A 23,532-nucleotide genomic window follows, 5' to 3' on the forward strand; every position below is an offset into this window, starting at 1 on the left:
ATATGGTTGCAGTGATCGCAGGGAATGGGTTGGGTCTGGGCAATACGTCGCTGACTCAGCTGGGGCAGACGTCCGGAGGACAGGCATCCATTGGTCAGGCCGGCATCGGCCAGTACCTCAATCTCGCGACGGGCAACCTGGTGCTGCAAAGCGCCGACGAGGGGCTGATCTTCGACGGCCTGGCGCTCAATGTGCTGCGCACCTATAACAGCCTGGGTCAGTTGACCGGCAACCAGGGTTGGCTGTTTGGCTTCAGCCGTAGCGTGGGCGGCCTTACCGGCACGCTCAATACCGCCGGCAGCACCATCACTCGCACGGCGGACGATGGCTCCGCCGTCATCTATGCGTACAACGCCACTCTGGGCGAGTACGTCAGCCAGGGCCAAAACGGCACCGTCGATACGCTGAGCGGGAACGGCAGCGCGTGGACCTGGACCGATGGCGCCAGCCGCGTGCAGGAGACCTATAGCGCCAGCGGCCAGTTGCAGACCCTGAGCGACCCGGAGACGGGAGCGAGCTACAGCTTCGGCTACAACGGATCGCAGCTGACCACGATCATGGCCGGTGATGGCGACCAGTTGACGCTGGGTTATACCAACGGTGCACTGACCAGCCTGTCGATCAGCGAGATTCCGCCGGGCGGCACCACACCGGTGGTGCGTCAGCAGGTGGGGTATGTGTACGACGGCCAGGGTCGCCTGCAGTCGGTGACTACCACGCTGGGTTCGGACACCGACGCCACGACGGCCAGCTACACCACCACCTATACCTACGACGGCAGCAGCGACCGCATCGCCTCGGTAACGCAAAGCGACGGCACCACCGTCAGCTACACCTATGCGCAAGACGGCAATGGCAGCTGGCGGGTGGCCACTGTCACCACCGGCACCGGCGCGGCCGCCCAGACGCTGACCCTGGGTTATTCGCTGGGCACCGACACCACCACGGTGACCGATGGCCTGGGGCGGGTGTCGACCTATACCTATAACGCCGCCGGCCAACTGACCGGAGTGACCGCGCCCACGGTCAACGGCAGCAGCCCGACCACGCAGTACAGCTACGACGCCAACGGCAACCTGACCCAGGTGATCGATGCCAACGGCGGCATCACCACCTACAGCTATGATGCCAACGGCAATCGCCTGAGCGTAGAAGACCCGACGGGTCATACGATCAGCAGCACCTATAACGCCGACAACCAGATCACCAGCCAGACCACTTACAGCGTGCCGGCGCAGGGCGTGGTCGGGCAGGCTGGCTACATGGCCCCCAGTGGCGCACAAACCACCTATTTCGTTTACGACAGCAGCGATCGTCTCAGCTACGTGATCGATGCGGCGGGCAACGTCACCGAGCACGACTACGGCACCAGTAGCGGCGTGACCGTGCTGAGCAGTACCAAGCAATACGTGGGTGCGAGCTACAGCCTGACGGGGCTGAGCCCAAGCACGCCGCCGACCTTGGCGCAGTTGCAGAGCTGGGTGGCCAGCAGTCCCGTGCAGGCCGTGCTTGGCCGGATGGAGCGCACGGATTACAGCTACGACGTGCGCGGCCAGTTGAGCCAGTCCATCCAGTGGGGTGTGCTCGACAGTACCGGTGCCGGCAACGAAGCGACCGACGCGAGTGCAATCGTCACGCGCTTCTCCTACGACGCGCAAGGCCGCCTGCTGCAGCAGGCCACCCTGCGCGGTAGCGCCCGCACCACGGCAGAGACCGCCAGCTATGCCTACGACGGCCTCGGTCGCCTGATCAGCAGCACCGATCCGCTCAACAACGTCACCAGCTACGTCTACACCGATAGCGGCAATCAACTGGCGATCACCCAGGCCAATGGGCTGACCACCACGCAGGTGCGCAACAGTGCGGGAGAGCTGCTCAGCAGCACGCAGTCGGCGAGCGGCCAGGCCAGTCGAACCACCTCGTATCTCTATGATGCGGCGGGCCAGTCCGTGGCCGTGATCGATGCGGCCGGCAACGTCAGCTACACCTTCTACGACGCCGATGGCCGTGTGTCCGGCACGGTGGATGCGACCGGTGCAGTCACGGCGTATACGTACGATGCCGATGGCCACGCGGTGGCCACGACGCAATACGCCACCACGATCAGCACGGCCGGCTGGGTGAGTGGAGGCGCGCTCACCGCAAGCCTCCCGGCGAGCCTTCCCGTTCCGACGGCCACCGCCAACGATCGCACGACGCACACGCTGTACGACGGCGCGGGCCGAGTCGTGGCCACCATCGATCCGGCGGGCAACGTGGTGACGACGAGCTATGACGGCGACGGCAATGCCGTGAGCACCACCGCGTACGCAACGACGCTGACGAGCGGACAGCTCGCCACCTTGGGCAGTGCACCGACGTGGAGCGCCCTGCAGGCGGATTTGACCGGCAGCACCAGCGATCGCATCACGCACACCTTGTACGACGCAGACAACCAGCCGGTAGCGATGATCGACGCCTCCGGGTACGTCACCGTGTCGACCTACGACACCGCCGGTCGCGTCGTCGCGACCACCGCCTACGCCACGGCGCTGACGTCGGCTCAGCTCACGGCGCTCGGGGCTGCGCCGACGCTGGCTGCGGTGCAGGCCGATCTGACCACCACCACGGCCGATCAAACCACGCGCACTTATTACAACGACCAGGGGCGCGTGGTCGCGCAGATTGATGCGGATGGCTATCTCACCGCCACGGCGTACGACGAGACCACGCATACCACGGTCACGACCCGCTACGGTACGCCCCTCACCTCAACGCAGTTGACGGCACTGACCGGAAGCGAGACCAATGCCGCGTTGGTGGCCTTGCTGGGAGCATCACCGGCCACCCAGACGAGCACGAGCATCGACGATGCCAATGGCCGTCTGCATCAGGTCACTGCGCCGGACGGCACCGTCACCGTCTACAGCTACAACACGGTTGGTCAGCTGCTGTCCACGACGGCAACGCCGGCGGCAGGTCAGGGCGCCGCTCGCACCACCAGCACGAGTTACGACGCCTTTGGCGAGGTGACCGGCCGCACCGACGGCAATACGCAGACCACCAGCTATACCTATAACGTGTTGGGTCAGCAGATCACCGCCACCGATCCGCTGGGCAATATCACCTACACCTATTACGACGCCGATGGCCGCGTGGCGTATAAGGTGCAGGGCCAGCCAAGCGGCGGCACGCTTAATGCGCTGGGCGATGTCATCGCCTATACCTATAACGCCTTCGGCCAGGTGGCGAGCACTCGTCGTTATGCCGGGGTGCTGACGCTCGCCACGTCCGGCGGCAGTAGCGGCACCACGCTCAACGCAAGCAGCGCCACCGTCGCGCAAGTGGCAACGGCCGCTGCAGCGTTGGCCAATCCGACCACCGACACCACGACCAGCTACAGCTATACGTTGGACGGGCAGGTAGCTGGCACCATCGACGGCTTGGGCTACCAAACCGCCAATACCTACGACGCGTTTGGCGATCTGGTCCAGCAGCAACAGCAGCTGAGCGGGGCGGGTGGCGGCCTTTCGGCGGCCAATAGCGTCACGACCACGTACAGCTACGACGCCCGTGGCGAGCGAACCGGTGAGACCGATGGCGTGGGCACCAGCGTGGCGCGCACGACGTCGATGGCCTACGACGCCTTCGGACGCGTGACCAGCAGCACCGATGCACGCGGCAACGTAGTCAGCTATGGCTACGACAATCTGGGTCGCCAGGTGAGCGTGTCGCAGACGGTGCAGGGCACGGCCCGCACCACGCACACCACCTACGATGCGTTCGATCGGGTGGTCACCCAGACCGATGCGCTGGGCAACGTCACCACCTATCAGTACGACCTGGCCAACCACAAGACTATTGTCACCACCGCCGATGGCGTCACCGTCACCACGGCGCGCGACGCCTATGGCGATGTGCTGACGGTGACCGACGGACTCAACGAGGTCACCACCTACACTTACGATGGTGACGGCAACCTGCGCACCACCCAGGACGCGCTGGGCAACCTCAGCAGCAATCAGTACGACGTCGACGATCATCTGATCCAGACCACCGACGCCACCGGTCATGTGGTTACCTACAGCTACGACGCCAGCGGTCACGTGCTCACCCGCACCGTCGATCCCTCGGGCCTCAATCTCAAGACGAGTTACGCGTACGACGGCGAAGGTCGCCAGCTGAGCATTACCGATCCGATGAACTCGGTGACGACCTACAGCTACGACGCCGACGGCAACGTCCTGACCCAGGTGCAGGATGCCGGCAGCGGCAAGCTCAATCTCGCCACCACCTACACCTATGACGGTGCAGGCAAGACGCTCAGCGTGACAGTAGGCGCCGGCACCGGCGCGGCACGTACCACGCAATACGTCTACGACGCCCTGGAACGACTGAGCCAGACCATCGTCGATCCGTCCGGACTGCATCTGACGACGACGTATGCGTACGACGGCAACGACAACCTCACCAGTGTCACAGATGCCAATGGGCATGTGACGCGCACGGTCTACAACGAAGCCAATCAAGCGGTTTTCAACATCGACGCGAGCGGCGCGGTCACGCAGCGCACCTACGACGCCAATGGTCGTGTGACCTCGGTGCACGCTTATGCCGCGGCGCTGACCAGCGCGCAGGTGACGGCTCTTGGCAACGCGCCGACGTTGGCCGCCGTGACGGCCGATCTGGCGACGACCAGTTACGACCAAGTGTCCTATACCGCTTACAATGCGGAGGGCCAAGTCCGTTACAGCATCGATCCGCAGGGTTACGTCACCGAGACGCGTTACGACAGTGCCGATCGTGTCAGTGAAGTATTGGTGTACAAAGCGGCGGTCACCGTGTCGGCCGGCGAAGCGGCGGTGTTGCAGCAGTCGCAGTCAACGGCGTTGTCGTCGGTCGCCTCGCTGGTTAGCGGCGCCACCAATACCGACACCAATGCGCAGGCCACTCTGTATCTCTACGACGCCGATGGCCACGCGCGTTTCACGGTGCAGCAGAACACGGTGAGCGGTCAGCTGGTCGGTGTGGTGACGGAGCAGCGCTTCGACGCCGCCGGCCGCGTGGTGGCGACGGTGAGCTACGGTACGACGCTGGTGCTGTCGAGCAGCGCGAGCCTGGCTACGCAGCTGTCCACCAGCAGCGTGACACAGGCCCTGGCCAGTGCACCCAGGCACACCACCTACAGCGTTTACGACAACGCGGGACACCTGCGCTACACCATCGATACCACCAACCACGTCACCGAGACGCAATACGATGCCGACGGTCGTACGCTAAAAACGATTGCCTACGCCAATGCCATCGCGTTGCCGGACACGCAAACCCGAGCGACGTTGGCCAGCGCCATCAGCGCCACCAACAGCGGCACCACGGGCGCGCGCCTCAGCAGCACGACCTACGATGCGGCAGGCCGCATCACGGCGACGGGCGACGCGCTGGGCACCAACGCCAGCTTCCAGTACGACGCCACCGGTCTGCAGACCGGGCGTGCGGATCGCGATGGCAACTGGACATTCGTGCTGTTTGACAAGGCCGGTCGCAAGACCCTGGAGCAGAGTCCGCCCGTCACGGTCGGCAGCTACAACAGCAGCAACGGCCAGTTCCAAAGCGTGACCCAGTATCTGTACACGACCTACAGCTACGACGGCGTCGGCAACGTCACCGCCGTCAGCAAGGGAACCGGGCCGAGTTCGGCGCAAGTCACGACGCTGAGTACGACCAATTACGGCTACGACGCGGTCAATCACCAGACCAGCACGACGTACGCTGGCGTGGCTGCCACCCACGTCACCTATAACGCGCTTGGTCAGGCCGTGGTGGATCAGGACGCTGACGGTCACTACCAGTACAAGGTATACAACGCCGACGGCGAGGTGGCTTACAGCATCGACGCCGACGGCTACGTCGCCGCCGACACCTATGATGCCTATGGCAATGTGCTCACCGCGACCCGCTATGCCACAGCGCTCAATACCGGTGCGATCACGGGTTGGAGCGCGGGTCAGGCGCTGAGCCTGGCGCAGGTACAGCAGGGCCTTGTTGCCTCCGGTAGCGATCGCACCGTCACCACGACCTACAACCAGCTCAACGAAAAGGTACAGGTACAACAGGGTTCCATTGCTATCGTGTTGACGGTTGGGCCCCTGGCAGGCCAGGGGGCGAATGGGTCGCCCACAACCGTCTACACCTACGATGCCTACGGCAATCAGACCAGCAGCTCGGTACTGATCCAGCCGGCATTGACCGTGGGATCGACCAGTTCCCCCGTGATCTGGGCAACCACATACAACTACTACGATGTGCTAAACCGGCAAGTAATGACGGTCGACCCCATGGGTTACGTCACCACGACGGCGTACGACGCTTTCGGCGACTCCACCGGCTCCACCCAGTATGCACAGGCTATCGGCACCTCGGGCTTGACCACCTCAACGGTGCCTGGATTGCCGCCGACCGGTACTTACGCCACCGGATATGATCGTGTCACCGCGTACACCTACGATGCGATCGGCCGCAAGACGAGCGAAACCGACACGGGCGAGTACGACGCTGTGGGCGGCACCGCCGGTCAGCTCAATTGGGCGGCAGGTGTCACTACCGCGAGCAATGTCACGACCTTCGGATACGACGGCGAAGGCCGTGTTACCAGCCTCACGGTAAACGGTCGAACCACCATCACCGCGTACGATGCTGCGGGTCGCGTCGTCAGCGTGACGGAACCCTCGCGGCAGGTGCTGGTGGACAGTTGGCAAAGCCAGTTGCTCAGCACGTCGCTGGATCTGACCAGTGGTGGCCTGTACACCAGCGTCAGTCCGGTAGTCACCAATCTTTACGACGCTCTTGGCAATCTTCTGACTGCCACGGTGACGGCAGGATCGCAACAGCAAGTCACGCATTACTTCTACGACGCGCTCAACCGTCAGGTTGGCGAGTCGGATGCGATGGGCAACTGGTTTGCCACTACGTATGACAACAACGGCAACGTGCTTACCCAGTCGTCGACGTTGACCGGCAACTCTGGCTCAACCACGGTCATCACGTCCTACACCTACGATGCCAACAACCAGCAACTGAGCACGGCAACCCAGCGCAGTGGACAGAGCGGCTATGACACCTATGTGCGAGTGCAGTACAACGCCTTCGGCGAAGTAACGGCCCGCGGCGACAACAATGGCTTCGAGGCCCAGTACACCTACAACAACGTCGGTCAGCTCAGTTCAGCGCCAGACGCCAAAACAGGTGCCATCCACACCTACGGCTACGACCTCGCCGGTCATCAGGGCGTGGACGGCACCTATGTCACCGGTGGTAGCCAGCGGACGTGGACGGTCAACACGCTCGACCTCGATGGCCGCGTCGTATCTCGCACGACGCCCAGCAGTTCGGCAGCGGTTGGCAGCAACAGCAGCGCCGAACATGCCTCTTATGATCGTTGGGGCAACGTGCTCTCTCAGACGGACGAGCTCGGCAATACCACCAGCTACTATTACGACAGCCAGAACCGCCTGATCCAGGAGGTTGAGCCCAATGTACTCGTGGTGTCGGCCACGGGTGTGCGTACCTGGCAAACGCCTACCAGGGAGTGGTACTACAGCGTCGACGGTTGGCTGATCGGCACGATCGACGAGAACGGCAATCAGAACTGGAACGCCTACGACAGCGTGGGCGACCAAGTCACCGCTCAAGATGGTGTGGGCAATCGCACCTATACCGGCTATGACTCCCTGGGTCGCGCAGTCGCCGTGCAGACGCCGCCTGCAAATACAGCGTCCGGCACCTATGCGCGCATCACCTACACCAATTACAACATCCTTGGTCAGGTACAGCAGCAGGGCGACTTCCTGCTCAACAGCGCCGGCACTGCGCGCGTGCAGCAGGCGCAGGAAACCTATGCCCTCGATTCCAATGGCGACCGCATTCAAGTCACCGACGCCTTGGGCAACACCAGCTACTACAGCTACGACAGCCAGCATCGGGTACTAACCAGTCAGACGGCCATCCAGCATCAGAACGGCTGGCAAGAGAGCTATACCTACGACGCCAACGGCAACAAGGTGGGTTACACCGATGCCAACGGCAATTCGGAAAGCTGGGTCTATGACTACTTTGGCCGCGTGCAGTCGCACGTCGACCTCAGCGGCGCCACTACCACCTATACGTATGACGCCAGCTCGGGTCTGCTGACCAAGGAAGTCAGCAACTGGGCTCCCGCAGGGCAGGGCAATCCCGGTTATATCCCGGGACTGCTGACGGGCAGCGGTAGCGAGATCGACTTCGCTTATTACGCCGACGGCCAGGTGCAGACTGAGGCGCAGAAGTCGGGAGGCACGACGGCTCTTTGGGACAACTACCAGTACGACGCCGACGGCAACCAGACTCTCGACGCCACCTGGACCACCGATGGCGCCGGCCTTGTGGTTCACAGCGAGACCATCACCAGCTACGACAGCCACGGCCGCCTCGCCGTGGTTACCACGGAGAATCAAGACACCAGCGCGGCTAGCACGCGTACCGTCTACAACTACGATGCAGCCGGCAATCGCCGCGCGGTGTTTGTGCAGAGTGCTTATGGTGGCGCATCGGCCATCAGTGGCAGCGGTGGCGCACCCACTACCTCGGGCATCGGTGGGCTGACTGCCAATCCGAGCGGTCCATGGAGTACGAGCATTGCCGGTTACTTCACCGATAATGTCGGTTTCGGGCTGACCTTCAGTGCAGCCGGTCTGCCGGGCTGGTTGTCGCTCAACAGCAATGGCACTTTCAGCGGAACACCGGGCGCACCGGGCAGTTGGACTGTTGCAGTAACGGCCACCGACGTTAATGGGCAGAGCGTGACGGCCAATGTCGTTGTGACGGTGCCGGTTGCGCCTCCCGTGTTCTCGGCAGGTGCGGCCAACCAGCTGGGCGGCGTCGGCGGTGCGTTGAACTTCGCTGTGACGGGCGCCACCGATCCCAACGGTGGCACGGTGACCTATAGCTCGACGCTGTCCAATGGGTCAGCGCTGCCCTCGTGGCTTAGCTTCAATGCCTCCACGCGAACTTTCTCCGGCACTCCGGTCGTTGGCAGCGTGGGCACGTACACCATTTCTGTGAAGGCGACGACGTCCGAAGGCGGCGTGACCACGGAGACGTTCACGCTGACCGTGCAGGCGACGCCGCCGGTGATGAATGGCACGCTCAGCAACCAAACGATGTACGGCACGCACCAGTCGTCGTTCGGATTCAGCACCAGCGTCTTCTACGAAAGCGATGGCGATACGCTGAGCTACACCGCCGGCACATACCAGATGCAATCGATTCCGGGCGAGCCCACCACCGAGATCGATTCGCCACTTCCGTCATGGCTCACCTTCTACTCCAACTCGCTCACCTTCAGCGGCACGCCGCCGCAGAGCGCTGTAGGCCAGACGTTTCATATCTACATCCAGGGAGCGAATCCTCAGGGGCAGTACGTTGAGGGCTACTTCAACATCACGGTAGCCCAGTATGTGCAGCCGGCGCCGGTGTACAACGGTAATCTCACCAATCAATCTGGTGTCGTCGGCACGCCCATTACCATCAATCTGCCAGCGAATGCTTTCGCGGAGCCGGATGGCGGGGCGTTGACTTACTCCGGTTACGTTCTCATACCGGACCATCATGTCGACTACTGGAACGCGACGCATACGGACGATGTTGCCAAGGATGTTCCCGCGCATTGGGTGTCCCTGGATGCCGTTGGTCTGCACGTCAACGCAACCACCGGTCAAATCACGGGCACGCCCACAATCCTGAACTACAACTACGGTGACACCGGATCGATCTACTACAACATCGACGCTTCCAGTTCGCCGAGTTATCAGATTGAGATCGTCGCAACCAACGGCCAGAACGGCTCGGTATCGGGCACCTTTACACTTAGCAACACCGTTCCCCCGCCGGTGGTAGTGGGTTCCATTCCGACGTTGACCACATCCCCTGGCACGGGCGGCGTGTATCAGATTCCGCTCAACGTGTTCTCGGATCCATCGCAGACCGGCATGACGTACAGCGTCACAGTGCCGAGCTGGATGTCGCTCTATGCCACTCAGATTGAATGGAGCGGCACGCAACCGGTTGGCACCTACACGGTTACGATCAAGGCAACTAACGCGGCGGGCAGCACCACGACCTCCTTTTCTGTGGTTGTGCCCGACGTGGCGCCGCAGTTTGGCTCGAGTCAATACAATTTCACGGCGACACAAGGCTCTGCTTTCAGTTATCAGGTGCCTGCCGCTACCGATTATAACGGCGACGGAGTTATCTATACGGCCAGCGGCATGCCAGCCGGGGTGAGCTTTGATCCCACCAGTCACACGTTCAGCGGCACGCCTAGCGCGGCGGGCACTTACTACATGACCTGCACGGCGAAGGATGGCTGGGGTGCCAGCAGCAACACAACGTTCGTTCTCACCGTAAATCCACCCGCCAACCAGCCACCGGTCTACCACGGCGGGTTGGGCGGTATCAGTTTCACGGCAGGCAGAGTCAATTACTGGTCACTACCGGCTAATACCTTTACCAATCCCACTGGCCGTGCACTTACGTACTCCATCAGCGGAATCGGAGGCGGAATTTACGGGGTTTGGACCATCAATTCCTCGACTGGACAGATCACGGCCAACATCGGCACCGTTCGCGGTGAACTAAACGGCAGCTTTACCTATACCGCGACGGACCCGGTAGATGGCATGTCGGTTAGCGTCACCGTATCGGTTTCAATCCAAGGTACGGGCACTGCACTTGCTATGGCAGCGCAGGCTCCAAATGCCCAAGCGCAAACCGTGCAGGCCGGCCAGCCCGATATCCAGTCTTTCTGGTTCACCTATGACGCCGACAATCGCACGGTGGTCAACAACGGCGCGCTGACCAATGGCCAGGTTCTGGTCACGGGTGGCACGTATGAAGACCCCTCGTTCGCAAACCAGTACGACGCGGCCGGCAATGTGGTGATCCGCAACACGGTCAATGCGGCTACCTACCAGCAGCTCCAAGGGCCCAACACCATCACCTACAGCGCTGGCGATCTGATGAGCCAGAAAATGGTGTACGACGGCCGCAACGAACTGGTGCAGTCGTACTACACCGTTGATACGACCATCGGTCAGTCCAACCTGGGCGTTCAGACGCAGTACTTGTATGACAACGACGGTCGCCAGGTAGGTAGCAACAACTACCTGGCCAGCAATATCGTCGAGAGCATTTACGGTCTGCCTGATCGGCCGAACGGTTATATGTATCTCGGTGTCGGCGGTTGGCTGACCACCGGCACGGCCACGCAGTACAACGCCGATGGTGTAGTAACCGAGCAAGTGAGCTGGCAGCCGCCGCAGCGCAACTGGACGCAGATCGGCCAGCGATACTTCGACGGTGATGGATCGTTGCCCGACACCGGGTCCACGGCGGTGCCCACCATTGGTGGCGATGGCCCCGATGTATTGGCATCCAGCACGACCTATACGGCGTTCGATCACGAAGACAATGTGACGGCCTATAGCTACAACCAGCCGGCTGTTCCTCAGGCGTCGACGGCCTACGGTGCGAATTACACGGTCAACTACATCAAAAAGGATGGCTACCTCGAACAGAGCACGACCGGCACGCCCACCGTGTCCGGCTACGTGCCCGCCACCGACACCAGTTACTACGATGCCTTCGGCAATCGCATCGCTGTGTCGCAAACCAGCCAGAGCAACGCGGGCGCCCCGCAGAACGTAACCCGCGTGTTTGCTTACAACGCTTCCGGCGAGATCCTCGAGCGTCGCACTGGCGCAGTCAGCGGCAGCACGTTCACGCCCAACGGCTACACAGCCAACGATCACTACGTCTATGCCAATGGCCAGCTCATCGGCGACATGGACGAGGGTGGCGGCATCAGCATCTCCGGCAACCTGACCGGCTTCAGCAGCGGCAACCCGACGCAGTACGTGGTGCAGGCAGGCGACACGCTGGAGAGCATTGCCCAGAGCGTCTACGGCAACAGCAGCCTGGCCTATATCATTGCCGCTGCCAATGGCATCACGGATGACAGCGGCCTGGTCGTGGGGCAGGGCATCACTGTGCCTGCGGTGACCACGCATGCGAATACGGCGACGACGTTCAAGCCGTATAACGCGGGGCAGATCGTCGGTAGTACGACGCCGAGTTTGCCGGCCGCGCCACCACCGCCGCCGAGCGCGTCGGGGTGCTCGGGCTTGGCTGAGATTGTGGTGATCGCGGTTGTGGTCATAGTGTCCATCTACACAGCCGGCGCATTTGCCACGATGGCTTCAGCTTCGGAGGCTGGGGCGGCCGGTGCGGGCGCAGCCGGTGCCGGAGCTGGTGCCGGAGCAGCGGCCGGAGCAGGGGCGGGCGCGGCGGGAGCAGGTGCGGCGGGAGCAGGTGCGGCGGGAGCCGGGGCGGCAGTGGGAGCGGGTGCCGCAGCTTCAACCGTCACTGCCTCGACGGTTTTCTCCGCTGGCATTGGTGTCATGACCGGGGCGGCCGGAGTTGGTGGTCTCGGAGCGGCATTCGTCGGCGGCATGCTGGGCAATGCGGCAGGCCAATTGGTGGGTGATGCACTAGGAGTAAGCAAAGGCTTCTCTCTTGGCCAGATGATTGCCGGAGGACTCACCGCTGCGGCCGGCTCAGGGCTGGGAAGCGTGCTCCGAGCCGGTGGCGCGAGCTATTTCGCCGGAAACACGTTTACGCCCGAGGGCGCCGGTATTCTGGGGGCAGGAAATTACGCTGCTGGCGTTGCCGCAGATAAGGTCACCGGCCAGGCTGAGCATTTCAGCTGGGCGGGATTGGTCGCTTCGGTTGTGTCGTCGAGCGCGACAGCGGCTGCTAATCTTCCGAACGGTCCTATGCAGACCATGGGCTTGAGTTCTGGGTTCGGCAATGATCTTGCCGGCGGGCTAATGTCGGGCGCGTTAAACCGCGAAACCTCAAAGTGGCTTGGGGATGATCATGTGAAGGGGTGGGACCAGATTGCGGAGGATGCCTTTGGAAACGCGCTGGGAAATGCAGTGATTCAAGCTGTAAACGACGCTGCATGGAAGGAAGCGGAGCCATCCATCAAGGAGCAAGCCGGCACCTTCATTGATAGCGTGATCGGCGACAGCGCGGCTGGTGGGGGGCTTGACGTTCCTAAAATGCGACCAGGTTCGTTCAGCCTTGGAGGCTTGGCTAGTGCGGGAACTCCCAGTGGAAATCTCTATGATGTAACGAGCCAAGACGGGGATGTCCTGTCTACCGACAAGCCTGTATCAGTACAGCGGTCTGGTGCACTTAGCTTTCAGGGCGGGACGATGGGCCTCTTCGACTTCTATGGTCACAAAAGCTCAAGCTATGCCAACCTCGACATCGTTGATGGCTTTGATCTGGCATCGACGGATATGCCGTTAGAAGCACAACAGCTCGGATTGTCTGAAAATGACGTCGTTGACATGGCAGGCCTTTACCAAGGAAGAGCTCTGGGTGTCAGTGAACTCGTGGATGCGGCAAAGGGGGGGAATACAGATGCTGTGTCAATGCTTCAGGCACAGTTGGGTCTGAAGCCTGATGGTGCGCTTGGCAGCACAACCTTGGCCGCCGCGAATCAGTACGAGGCCGATTTGAACAAATTTGGCTCGCCCGACGTACCTGATGCGCTCGCTCACTTAACACCGGAGGAATTCTCTGCGTGGCGCCACCAGTACGACGCCTTAAGTACAGGAGATACCTATGTCGCAATGAGTTGGCAAGCGGGCTTCACAAGGTCAGAACTCGCAATTGGCCCAAATCAAATTTCTATGAACCTTGATGTGCTGCAGCCATCCATTGACAACGCCATTAGCCAGTATCCATCCGTGCCCAAGGATCTGTTGACTGCTTTGCTGGTTCAAGAGTCCGGGGGGCAAACCAATGCAGTATCTGGTACTGGGGCGCTGGGTGTGGCACAGCTGACCTCGTGGGTCTATGGTGATTCATCAAAAGTTGTGACCCAGTTTGGCTCGGCGGTTAATCCACTGGACCCCGCTCAAGCCATCCTCCGCGAGGCGCAAATTCTGAACGGCTTGTTTAGCGACCCCGTAATTGGTGCGTCACAAGATTATGTTGTCGCGGCGTATAACCAAGGGCCCGGGGTTGTCAGATACGCGGTCTCGCAAGGAACTAACTGGGAGAACTATCTCGGCTATGCGTGGAACTCAGGTGAAAAGACGTGGCAGCCGACGTCAAGCACCGAGGGAAAGAACTACGTCATCGGCGTAAATAATATTTTGAACGGCAAGAAAAATATTCCCGGTTATTTCGGAACGCCGAGACATTGACTATGACATCGAGATTATTTTTGGGGCTGCTATTCTTGAGCGGAATCATCGCTGATGCCAATGCTGAAAATGGCTGCATGGCGATGTCGAGTAGCATCCAATCCTACCTGCTTGAGCAGGCGCAGCCGGGCCAAAACGAGGTGAATTTGGCAAAGCAGCGATCGGCAGCGCTCCTTGCCTGTTTAGCGGCACCCAACATTGCTTGCGTCTATGGTGAGCCTGTTTCGGTGCACCCCTCAGGTGAGGGCAGTATCGAGGAGGGTACGATGTGGAGTGCAAAGAAAGATTCTGACGTGTTGGCACTCACTCCTTCGCAATCGGCCGATGAAGCATCGTCATTGGCGTATGAGGGAGTGATCGATATGGGGGTTGTCGATGGTAGTCAGCTTTGCCTGGTCGGCGTATCTCCCGGTGGGCAGGACAATGCATGGAACATGGTTGCCCTTTCTTCTGGAAGGGCGGGCGTTAAGGAGTTGGGACGTGCGCGGTTTTTTGTTGGTGATTTTTTGTCGCCAATGGCATTTAAGTCGGCAATGCTAAAAGCGTTCCGCGCTCATTTGGAAAGCAAGAAGTTCAAAGCCGCGCAGCCCTAACAAAAATATGAACGCAGGATGAAAAGGTGCCAGTGAAAAGGAATGAAAAGGTGCCAGGGACAATTTCATCGGTCAGCGTGCACGTTTTTGAGAGCGTGCATTGACTTCAGACCATCTAAGGGAATGGTGCTGACATTCGGTCGGCCTGGCGCCGTCACGCACCGCCTCGTCCAGGTGGACACCCATCTCGCCGATCCCTGACAGACGATGGCAACCCTGCTTGTTAGGGTCAGTCGGTCATTCGCGCTGTCGTGCTGCACGGGCTCGCGAATGGCCATGACCACCAGGTCATGAGGCGCGGGCCGTGAGTGGTTGCACACTCACGACCCGCTAACCATCACCAACTAGACAAGAGTTGATCATGGCTACCCGCGATCATACGGTACGCATTCGCTCGTCCGTTCCCCCTGACGACACCCTCACTCCTCCGCCTGACGACCCGTCATCCACAGCGGCGGCATGGCCTGAAACCCTGCGTCATAGCACGCGCGGTGACATCGCCCTGGCGGTGCTCGCCCTCACGCGCTTGCGCCTCGACAGCGAACGGTGCCGCCACGCGCAGGCACGGGGATTCCCCGGCAGACCGCTGCCATGGCCGCTTCCCGTGGCCGTTACGGCCAGCTCGGGCACGGCCATCCACTGCTTGCAGCAGTACGCCCGCCTGCTCGGTGACGAGCCTCGAGTGAACACCACACGCCTCCGATGATCACCGTTACGGCGCATCGGCCGGCATGGCGATGCGCCGCTCTCGGGCGATCACCGACGAAGCTGCCAAGCATTCACTGACACGGAGCGCTGTAAGCGCCTATCCGCTGCGCGGCCGTGTCCGACAGGGAGGAATACCCATGGAACTGATCCAGCTCACCCCGCATTCGGAAGTTGACCCCTCACAACCCCTGCGAGCCCCCGGCGACATCCTGCTGCACGCCTACCTCATCCCCAACGCACTCAACCCCGCCCAACTCGCCCGCCGCACCGGCATACCCGCCCATCACATCAAAGCCTTCATCGCCGATACCCACCCCATCACCCCCAAGACTGCGCTGCGCCTTTCCCTCATCTTCGACACCACAGCCTTTTATTGGCTCGCCCTTCAAGCGCGCTACGATCTGGAGAGAGCGAAGCCTGCGATCCGCGCCTATCGTCCTCTCGTTGATTGAGAGCAAACGCAGGACAAACGGAGCGGAGGTGGTTAAGTCCGGCCGCCTTTGTTCATGTGTCGCCCCTTGATAAGCCGGCAAGACGGAACAACCCCTTGGTTATCCGTCTCGTCTTTGTGCGTAGCTGAACATTTGGGGGGCGAGATGACTCTTTGGAGGCTGATTCTTACCCTTGCAGCCTTCTGATGTCGCTCGAACATGAGGAAGACGGGTGGCTTGTCGGTTCGGCCTGCCATTGGCAAATCCGGTGACATAGGTCGCCACGCGCGGGCCCTAAACTATTTCTCTTCGCCCGGGATAGAGTGGAGAGGTCCTGCAAAAAGAGGCGCTATCAGGCGCTAATTCGCCAGGGTCCGTGCAAATCAATCACGGAACTCGGGCTGGCCTTTTTCGGAGTTCGCCAGGGCGGGGCGGTTTCTATTATGTGTTTCGACAAAACAGGGGAATAACAGCATGAAGGGTATTTCTTGGAAGTCCGCGATGGTGGCTGGCGTGCTCTTGCTAGCAGCTTGCACTGCTACACCGACCAAGCCCGGTGATGGCACGCCGAGTGTGGTCTACGACAAGCCGGCTGGCGAGGTTCAGAAGGCGGCTGTGGATGCCTTGGTTGCCAATGGCTTTGTGGTCAGTAAATCCACCGCTGACTACATCGAGGGTGCGCGCCCCCATAAGGTGGGTCTGGTGGTGGGCTCGGGTGGCGAGTCGGCCGGTGTCTGGTTGTCGTCCATTGGTGGTGCCAAGACATCAGTCAAGGTGAGCACTGCCAAGTCGTTCGCGGGCATGGCCGGGCAGAAGAACTGGGATAAGGAAATCATTGCGGAAATGGACAAGGGTGTCGGTCCGCACGAATAAGGCGCAGGCAATGACAGGGAAGATCATCATGATCAGAAGTGTCACGGTGATCTTTCTCGCCTCGATCCTCTGTGGATGTGTGGCGACCACAGGGAACTATCGTCCGCTCAATGGCGGCGCTGCCGCACGGGCGGCGGATTGCCAGATTTTCGTTTACAAAGATTCACCACCGAAGCAGACCTATGTCGCCATATCGCGGCTCAATGTCCACCTTGAAAAGACATTCTTCGTGTCGTCCGACTACGTATCTGCAGCGGCCGAGTTGAAGCGACAGGCGTGCTTGTCGGGCGCGGAAGCCGTGGTTGATCTACAGGAACAGTCGTCGAGCTATCTCGAAACACGCATTTACAATCTCTCCGGGACAGGTGTGCGTTTTCTTGCCAAAGATGCGCCTCGATGAGAGTGGCAGCGTAGGCGTGCACTTGACGGGTTCCATTATCTCGCCGTGAGCAAGAGCGCCATCGATCGGTGTTACCGCTTCAAGCCCCGCACCATTTCCACGAACTGCGAGCGAAAGCGCTCATCGATGTCGATGGCCTGGTTGATGCGTTCGACCATTGGCTGAAAATGTGTGCTCTGCCGGAAATCGCTGCCGAACTCCCAAAGGACGATCTCCCGCAGTACGGGCTCTCGCACGGTTTGCATGGCTTGGTCGTCATCCGGGTCGACGCCCGCAAGCAGCGAGCGCAGTCGCTGGCGAAGCTGTGCGGCGGAATGTCGCGAAACCTTCGGATCTTGCTCGTTCTTTGCCGGGGTCGCTGCCTCCGGCGCCGTGGTGGACCCGGCCTTGCCTTGAGCCAATGCCCGCATCGTCTCCAGTAGTGACGAACCTGGGGTGATGCGATCGCTGGACATAAGAGGTTCCTTGAGATGGGCGAGCGAAGTGTAACGGTGTTGCTGTATCGACATAAAAAGTGATGCGCATCACATTCAATGTGCGCACTCCGACAAGCGTCCTCAGTGGCGATTTCTCGGTCGCGCCAGAACGCGGCGGAGTTCGACCATAACCTCTTGCGAGCTTCACATTTATATCCTTGATTTTATGACTCTAAGAGTCGCAGATATTTGCGAGCCGTTTGGCTTATTGACAGCCTCTTTACAGCGCACCTAGTCTCGCCGCGTCGCAGCCCAGATCTGAATGGTTGATCTGCTGAATAGCGCGGGGGCGTTGTTCTGAAGGGCTGGAATGCAAGGGGGCGTACGGTCTTCGCCGTGCGTAAATGGACTTACGTGTTCAAGATCATGCTGGATGATGCAGGGCGTTTCGACGCCCCGCTTGATGTACTTGTCCGTCTGCAATGCAAGAAGTTTAGGGGTCGACTGTGAGCCGCATTGCCTCGCTCGAGGCTTTTGCGGACCGAGACCCTTCCAATGCTGACATCTTGTGTGAACTGCTCGATCAGTTGCTGATCGAAGGGCAGGTTGAGCGAGCGAGACAGCGCCTGGAACAGGTGGCACGTCCGTTGAGGATGTTGCCCGGCGTGGTGTTTCGCGAAGCCCGTTGCGCGCTCATGGAGGCTGATTTCGCGACGGTCGTTGCGTTGCTTCAGCCGCTCACAGTCGAGATGAACCCAGCGCCCGCAGGGCTGTGTCACGACCTTGCCTTGGCTCAATTCAGGCTCAAAAAGTTCGATGACGCACTTCGCACTTTGTCGTTGGCGGGCGCGAAGGACGCCGACACGTCAGCTGCCATCGAGCTGAAGGCGCGCATCCTGTTTTACCAGCAGCATATCGGCGATGCGTTGGTCGCGCTGGATAATGTGGGGGCGCATCATCGGCATGCCGAGTTCCATGGCTTGCGCGCGCTCTTGCTGCTGGATAGCGGTGAGACGGCGGGTGCTGCACAGGCGGCAGCGCAAGCGCTTGCCTTGGATCCTGCGCAGTTCGACGCCGGACTCGTCAGTGCCACGCTTGCGCTATCGGAACGGCGCGACGATGTTGCCGTACCAATGTTCCAACAGTTGATTGCCGCGCAGCCGAGTGCAGGCAGGGCATATCTTGGGCTGGGCGAAGGCTTGATGTTGCGCGGCGACATTGTCGCGGCACGCGCGGTGCTGGATCGCGCCGTGGCTTATATGCCCGAACACATCGGCAGCTGGCACGCCATGGCATGGTGCCAGCTGCTGCAGGGTAATCTGGACGGCGCACAGGAAAGTCTCGACGCCGCATTCGCGCTGGATCGTACCTTTGGCGAAACGCACGGTGGACGCGCGCTGATCCATGCGCTTCGCGGCGAAAGGGACGCCGCCGGCGAGGCGATCAAGCGTGCGTTGAGGCTCGATCCGAATGGACGCTCGGCGCGTTACGCGCAGAGCGTCTTGTTGCTGGACGAGGGCAAGGAGGCCGAGGCTCAGGCGATCATCCAGTCGCTGACCGCCTCGTCGCCCGGCATGCGCGGGCCGGTCACGGCGGAATTCGTCTATACGTTGCGCGACTTGCTTCGCCCGGCACAGGAGCGTCCGCGTGGACACTGATGTCGCGATGCATCTGCTCGCGCAGACCTTGCTTACGGCAGCCAAGGTCAGCGCCCCGATCCTGGTGGCGACCCTGCTGGTCGGCGTGGTGATTTCCATCGTGCAGGTGGTGACCCAGATCCAGGAAATGACCCTGACGTTCATTCCCAAGCTCGTCGTTGTCGTGATGATGTTCGTGATGACCGGCGCTTGGATGATGGCCGTGGTGGTCGAGTTCACGCGACATCTGTTCGGCCTTGTGGCGGGGATGTAACGCTCGTGGAAGCACTGGATGGGGATGTCGCAGCGTTTCTGTTGGCTATGGCACGGTTTGCGCCGTTGCTGGTGGTGCCCGCATTCGGCCCCTTTGCGTGGGTGCCCGGAACGGTGCGTGTCATCGTGCTCCTCGCGCTCAGCCTGGTCGCGGTCGGGGCCGTGAATGCAGCAAACGTGTCGACAGCTACGTTGGATTCGCCTCTGCTGTTTGGGCTTGCCCTTGGCGGCGAAAGCCTGGTGGGGCTCACGTTTGCGCTGGCAGTGGTTTTGCCCATGGCTGCCCTCGGTTTTGCCGCGCGCATGCTCGACATGCAGTCGGGCCTGGCAGCGGCCAGTCTGCTCAACCCCTCCACCCACACTACCGAATCGCTGTTCGGCACCGTGATCCAGTGGGCGGGGATGGTGGCGTTTTTTGCGCTGGGGCTTCACCTGGTTCTGCTGCGCGGGCTGGTCGCTTCGATAAACCTGATCCCCCTTGGAAGCGGCCGTGTAGTCATGACACCCGCGGGGTTCCTGGGCCTGCTGTCGACCCAGTTCTTGCTGGGCCTTATGGTAGTGCTGCCTGTGGTGCTTGGTCTGTTCGCTATTGATCTCGGCACCGCGTACGCGAGCCGATCGATGCCCCAGGCAAATATCTATTTCGTGGCATTGCCGCTGAAGGTGATGGCAGGCTTCGCGCTGCTGGCGGCGACGCTGCGATTTGCGCCTCCGCTGATCGAGCGGCTGTTTCGTGAGGCTATGCTGGCCTTGCCCATGTCAGCGGCGCACTGACATGGCCGAGAACGAGCAGAGCAAAACCGAACAGCCGACCCCGTTTCGCCTCCAGGAAGCGCGCAAGAAGGGGCAGGTGGCGCGTAGCGCGGAAGTGAGCGGCCTGTTGGTGACCGTGGTCTTCAGCATCACGGTGTGCGCCACTGCGGCGACGCTCGCGGGTGCCTGGGCGCACTCGTTCCAGCGAATGATCCTGATGGCGGGCAACGCACCGACACCATCGATAAGTCTCATGCAGTGGATAGGCGAAACCTTCCGGCCCGTGTGGCAGGCCATGGTTCCGCTGGTGATTGCGCTGGTTGTGACCGCAGTGATTGCCAACCTGGTTCAGACCGGCCCGGTCTTCAGTACCGAGCCCATGAAACCTGACTTCTCGCGCCTCAACCCTACGCAGGGATTCAAGCGGATCTTCTCGCTTCGCTTGCTTTGGGACCTTTTCAAACTGGCGCTCAAAGTGGCGTTGCTGGGAGCGATGGCCTGGTGGCTGACTGGCTCGCTACAGCACCAGCTATTGGCCACGGCGACCGCTGCACCCGGTGCGGCGGGGGAGTTGCTGAGGTCGATCTATGTGCGGGTCACCACCTGGGTACTGGTCGTACTCGCCCTGGTGGCGCTGATGGATCTGCTTTTCTCCCGTCGCGAGTATCTGCGCAAGCTGCGCATGAGCCGCAACGACATCAAGGACGAGGTGAAGCGTCGCGAAGGCGATCCGGATATCCGGCACAAGCGCAAGCGGATCATGGTGGAGCTTCTCAAGCAATCGCGTTCGGTGCGACGCGTGCCGGAAGCCGATGTGGTGCTGACCAATCCCACGCATCTTGCCGTGGCCATCCAGTACCGACCGCGCACGATGCGATCGCCGGTCGTGCTGGCCAAGGGAACCGACGCCGTGGCAGCGGCGATGCGCAGCAAGGCGGCCGTTTCCGGCGTTCCTTGTCTTCGCTCGCCGGTATTGGCGCGCGCGCTGTTCCGGGAGTGCAGCATCGACAAGCCCGTGCCTGATCATCTCTATAGCCAGCTGGCGCCCGTCTATCGCTGGTTGATGAACCGCCCCGGCAACAGGATTTTTTCGTGAGCGCACTATTTGGACAGCTCTGGGGCAGCAAGCGTGACATGGCGCTCGTGCTGGGCATGGTCGGCATTCTTGTCATCCTGTTTACGCCGATCCCGCCTGGCCTTCTCGACTTCCTGCTGGTGTTGAATTTCACGGCGGCGCTACTGGTGCTGCTGATCACGTTCTTTACCGAGACGCCGCTGAGCTTCTCCACGTTTCCCTCGTTGTTGCTCATCACCACGTTGTTTCGTCTCTCACTGAATATTTCGGCGACGCGCCTCATCCTGGACAAGGGCAATGCCGGCCGGGTGATCAACGCGATCGGCTCTTACGTGGTCGGCGGCAACTACGTCATTGGCCTGGTGGTGTTTCTTATCCTGGTGGTGGTGCAGTACGTGGTCGTCACCAGCGGTGCGCAGCGTGTGGCGGAGGTCGCGGCACGCTTTACGCTCGACAGCATGCCCGGCAAGCAGATGAGCATCGATGCGGACATGAACATGGGTCTCATCGATCAGCATGAAGCCAAGCGGCGCCGTGCACTGGTGGAGCGCGAGGCGAGCTTCTACGGAGCGATGGACGGCGCCACCAAGTTCGTGAAGGGCGATGCCATCGCCGGCATCATGATCATCCTGATCGACATCATCGGTGGCCTCGCCGTCGGTATGGTGCAACGTGGCCTGCCGTGGTCGGAAGCGGCGCATCAGTACACGCTGCTGACCGTGGGCGACGGCATCGTGACGCAGATCCCGTCGCTGGTAATCGCGGTGGCCACGGGCATTATCATTACGCGTGCCGCATCGGATGCCCAGTTGGGCACCGAGATAACGCGCCAGGTCCTGAGCAATTCGCGCACGCTGCTGATCGTGGCGGTGGCCTTGATGGGCGTGATGCTGTTGCCTGGCCTCCCTGCCTGGCCGGTGCTTGTCGTGCTGGCCGGCGTAGGCGCCCTGATCTACTTTTCGGTTCGCGACAAATCCTCCGCTCAGACAAGCGACGTCGAGGATTCCGTACTCGAGCCGCCGGCAAGTCGCGCCGAGGAAGACATCTACAAACTGATGGCGGTCGAACCGATCGAGATTCATCTCGGCACGGCCATCGTGGCGACCTACAAGGCGAAGAATCTCGACTTGGGCGAGCGGATTGCCACCTACCGCAAGCAGTATGCGCTGGAAGCCGGTTTCATCCTGCCGAAGGTGAAGCTGATCCAGGAGGCGCCGCTGGCCGAGCGCGGCTATGAGATTCACGTGCAGGGATCGCGGGTCGGTAAGGGCGAGTTGCATTTCGACGCGCTGCTGGCCATTGACCCGGGTGGCAAGCGTCCGCGCCTGGAAGGCAAGGAGACCAAGGATCCCGCCTACGGCTTGCCCGCACTGTGGATACCGCCCGAGCAGCGCCAGTTTGCGCGTGGCGCGGGATATACGCTGGTCGATCCGGAAACCGTGTTGATCACCCATCTCGGCGAGGTGGTGAAACGACATGCGCCGGAACTGCTGACCCGTGCGGAGACGGAACGCCTCGTAACGCGGGTGCGGGAGCAGCAGGCGTCGCTGGTCGACGAGCTGATTCCGGGCGTCCTGTCTTATACGGACGTGCAGAAAGTGCTCCAGCAGTTGTTGAAGGAGCAGGTGAGCATCCGCAACACGGAATCCATTCTTGAGGTGCTCGTCGACGCGGGTAAAACCTATAAGCAGACTGATGAACTGGTCGAGCGCGTGCGTGAACGACTCGGCCCGACCATCTGCCAGCGCGTGAGCAATGCGCAGGGTGAGCTGCACGTGCTGACTCTGGCAACGGAGCTTGAGCGCAACATCGTCACGGCACTCAGGCAGCGTGAGGGAACCGGGCTTCTGCTTAGCGATCCCGGGCAGCTCGAGGCTTTGCTTGGCGGATTGGCGAAGCAGTCCGAAGCCATGATGGTGCGCAACCATCTCCCTGTGCTGCTTTGCCCCAGTGCGTTGCGGCGTCATCTGCGAGCGCTGATCCAACGAAGCCTCCCCCATATCACCGTGCTCGGCATCAACGAGGTGCCGGCGTCCCTGGCCGTGAAGTCTTTCGGCGTCGTCAGCGTGTCTCCATGAGGAA

12 protein-coding genes are annotated in these 23,532 nt (G+C 61.2%); 11 read left to right on the forward strand and 1 reads right to left on the reverse strand.

Annotated elements, in window-relative coordinates; translation table 11 throughout:
• Positions 1 to 2: 2 nt before the first annotated feature.
• The 6 genes from ACN9MB_RS10580 to ACN9MB_RS10605 all read left to right on the forward strand — a co-directional run bounded on the left by ACN9MB_RS10580 (position 3) and on the right by ACN9MB_RS10605 (position 17,296).
• Positions 3 to 14,291, forward strand: a complete 14,289-nt coding sequence (locus ACN9MB_RS10580) for a putative Ig domain-containing protein (RefSeq protein WP_426271777.1) — start codon at positions 3 to 5, stop codon at positions 14,289 to 14,291.
• 35 nt (positions 14,292 to 14,326) lie between these two features.
• A complete protein-coding gene (locus tag ACN9MB_RS10585) occupies positions 14,327 to 14,884 on the forward strand; it encodes a hypothetical protein (RefSeq protein ID WP_426271778.1) in 558 nt (185 codons plus the stop codon).
• A gap of 361 nt (positions 14,885 to 15,245) precedes the next feature.
• The gene (locus tag ACN9MB_RS10590) at positions 15,246 to 15,590 is read left to right on the forward strand and encodes a hypothetical protein (protein WP_426271779.1); all 345 of its coding nucleotides are present in this window, start codon (positions 15,246 to 15,248) and stop codon (positions 15,588 to 15,590) included.
• A gap of 139 nt (positions 15,591 to 15,729) precedes the next feature.
• Positions 15,730 to 16,044: a HigA family addiction module antitoxin gene (locus tag ACN9MB_RS10595; RefSeq protein WP_426271780.1), complete on the forward strand. Its 315-nt coding sequence runs from the start codon at positions 15,730 to 15,732 to the stop codon at positions 16,042 to 16,044.
• Positions 16,045 to 16,497: 453 nt separating this feature from the next.
• Positions 16,498 to 16,896, forward strand: coding sequence for a hypothetical protein (locus ACN9MB_RS10600; protein WP_426271781.1), 399 nt, complete (start codon positions 16,498 to 16,500; stop codon positions 16,894 to 16,896).
• A 10-nt stretch (positions 16,897 to 16,906) separates the two neighbouring features.
• Positions 16,907 to 17,296 carry a hypothetical protein gene (locus ACN9MB_RS10605; RefSeq protein WP_426271782.1) on the forward strand — a complete coding sequence of 130 codons (390 nt, stop codon included), beginning with the start codon at positions 16,907 to 16,909 and terminating at the stop codon, positions 17,294 to 17,296.
• A 71-nt stretch (positions 17,297 to 17,367) separates the two neighbouring features.
• On the opposite strand, the gene ACN9MB_RS10610 is transcribed toward ACN9MB_RS10605, so the two are convergent.
• On the reverse strand, positions 17,368 to 17,751 hold the full coding sequence (locus ACN9MB_RS10610) for a hypothetical protein (RefSeq protein WP_426271783.1): 384 nt from the start codon (positions 17,749 to 17,751) through the stop codon (positions 17,368 to 17,370).
• A gap of 467 nt (positions 17,752 to 18,218) precedes the next feature.
• Here ACN9MB_RS10610 and ACN9MB_RS10615 point away from each other — a divergent pair, with 467 nt between their 5' ends.
• The 5 genes from ACN9MB_RS10615 to ACN9MB_RS10635 are packed head-to-tail and all read left to right on the forward strand — an operon-like array spanning position 18,219 to position 23,528.
• Positions 18,219 to 19,370: a tetratricopeptide repeat protein gene (locus tag ACN9MB_RS10615; protein ID WP_426271784.1), complete on the forward strand. Its 1,152-nt coding sequence runs from the start codon at positions 18,219 to 18,221 to the stop codon at positions 19,368 to 19,370.
• Positions 19,360 to 19,623: a flagellar biosynthetic protein FliQ gene (locus ACN9MB_RS10620; RefSeq protein ID WP_426271785.1), complete on the forward strand. Its 264-nt coding sequence runs from the start codon at positions 19,360 to 19,362 to the stop codon at positions 19,621 to 19,623. Before ACN9MB_RS10615 ends, ACN9MB_RS10620 begins: the two co-directional genes overlap by 11 nt.
• Positions 19,624 to 19,628: 5 nt before the next feature.
• The gene (locus tag ACN9MB_RS10625) at positions 19,629 to 20,396 is read left to right on the forward strand and encodes a flagellar biosynthetic protein FliR (protein ID WP_426271786.1); all 768 of its coding nucleotides are present in this window, start codon (positions 19,629 to 19,631) and stop codon (positions 20,394 to 20,396) included.
• Position 20,397: 1 nt separating this feature from the next.
• On the forward strand, positions 20,398 to 21,471 hold the full coding sequence (locus ACN9MB_RS10630) for an EscU/YscU/HrcU family type III secretion system export apparatus switch protein (protein WP_426271787.1): 1,074 nt from the start codon (positions 20,398 to 20,400) through the stop codon (positions 21,469 to 21,471).
• Positions 21,468 to 23,528: a flagellar biosynthesis protein FlhA gene (locus ACN9MB_RS10635; protein WP_426271788.1), complete on the forward strand. Its 2,061-nt coding sequence runs from the start codon at positions 21,468 to 21,470 to the stop codon at positions 23,526 to 23,528. Before ACN9MB_RS10630 ends, ACN9MB_RS10635 begins: the two co-directional genes overlap by 4 nt.
• Positions 23,529 to 23,532 lie beyond the last annotated feature (4 nt).

The sequence above is a fragment of the Dyella kyungheensis genome, from assembly GCF_049913195.1.
GTDB lineage: Bacteria > Pseudomonadota > Gammaproteobacteria > Xanthomonadales > Rhodanobacteraceae > Dyella > Dyella kyungheensis.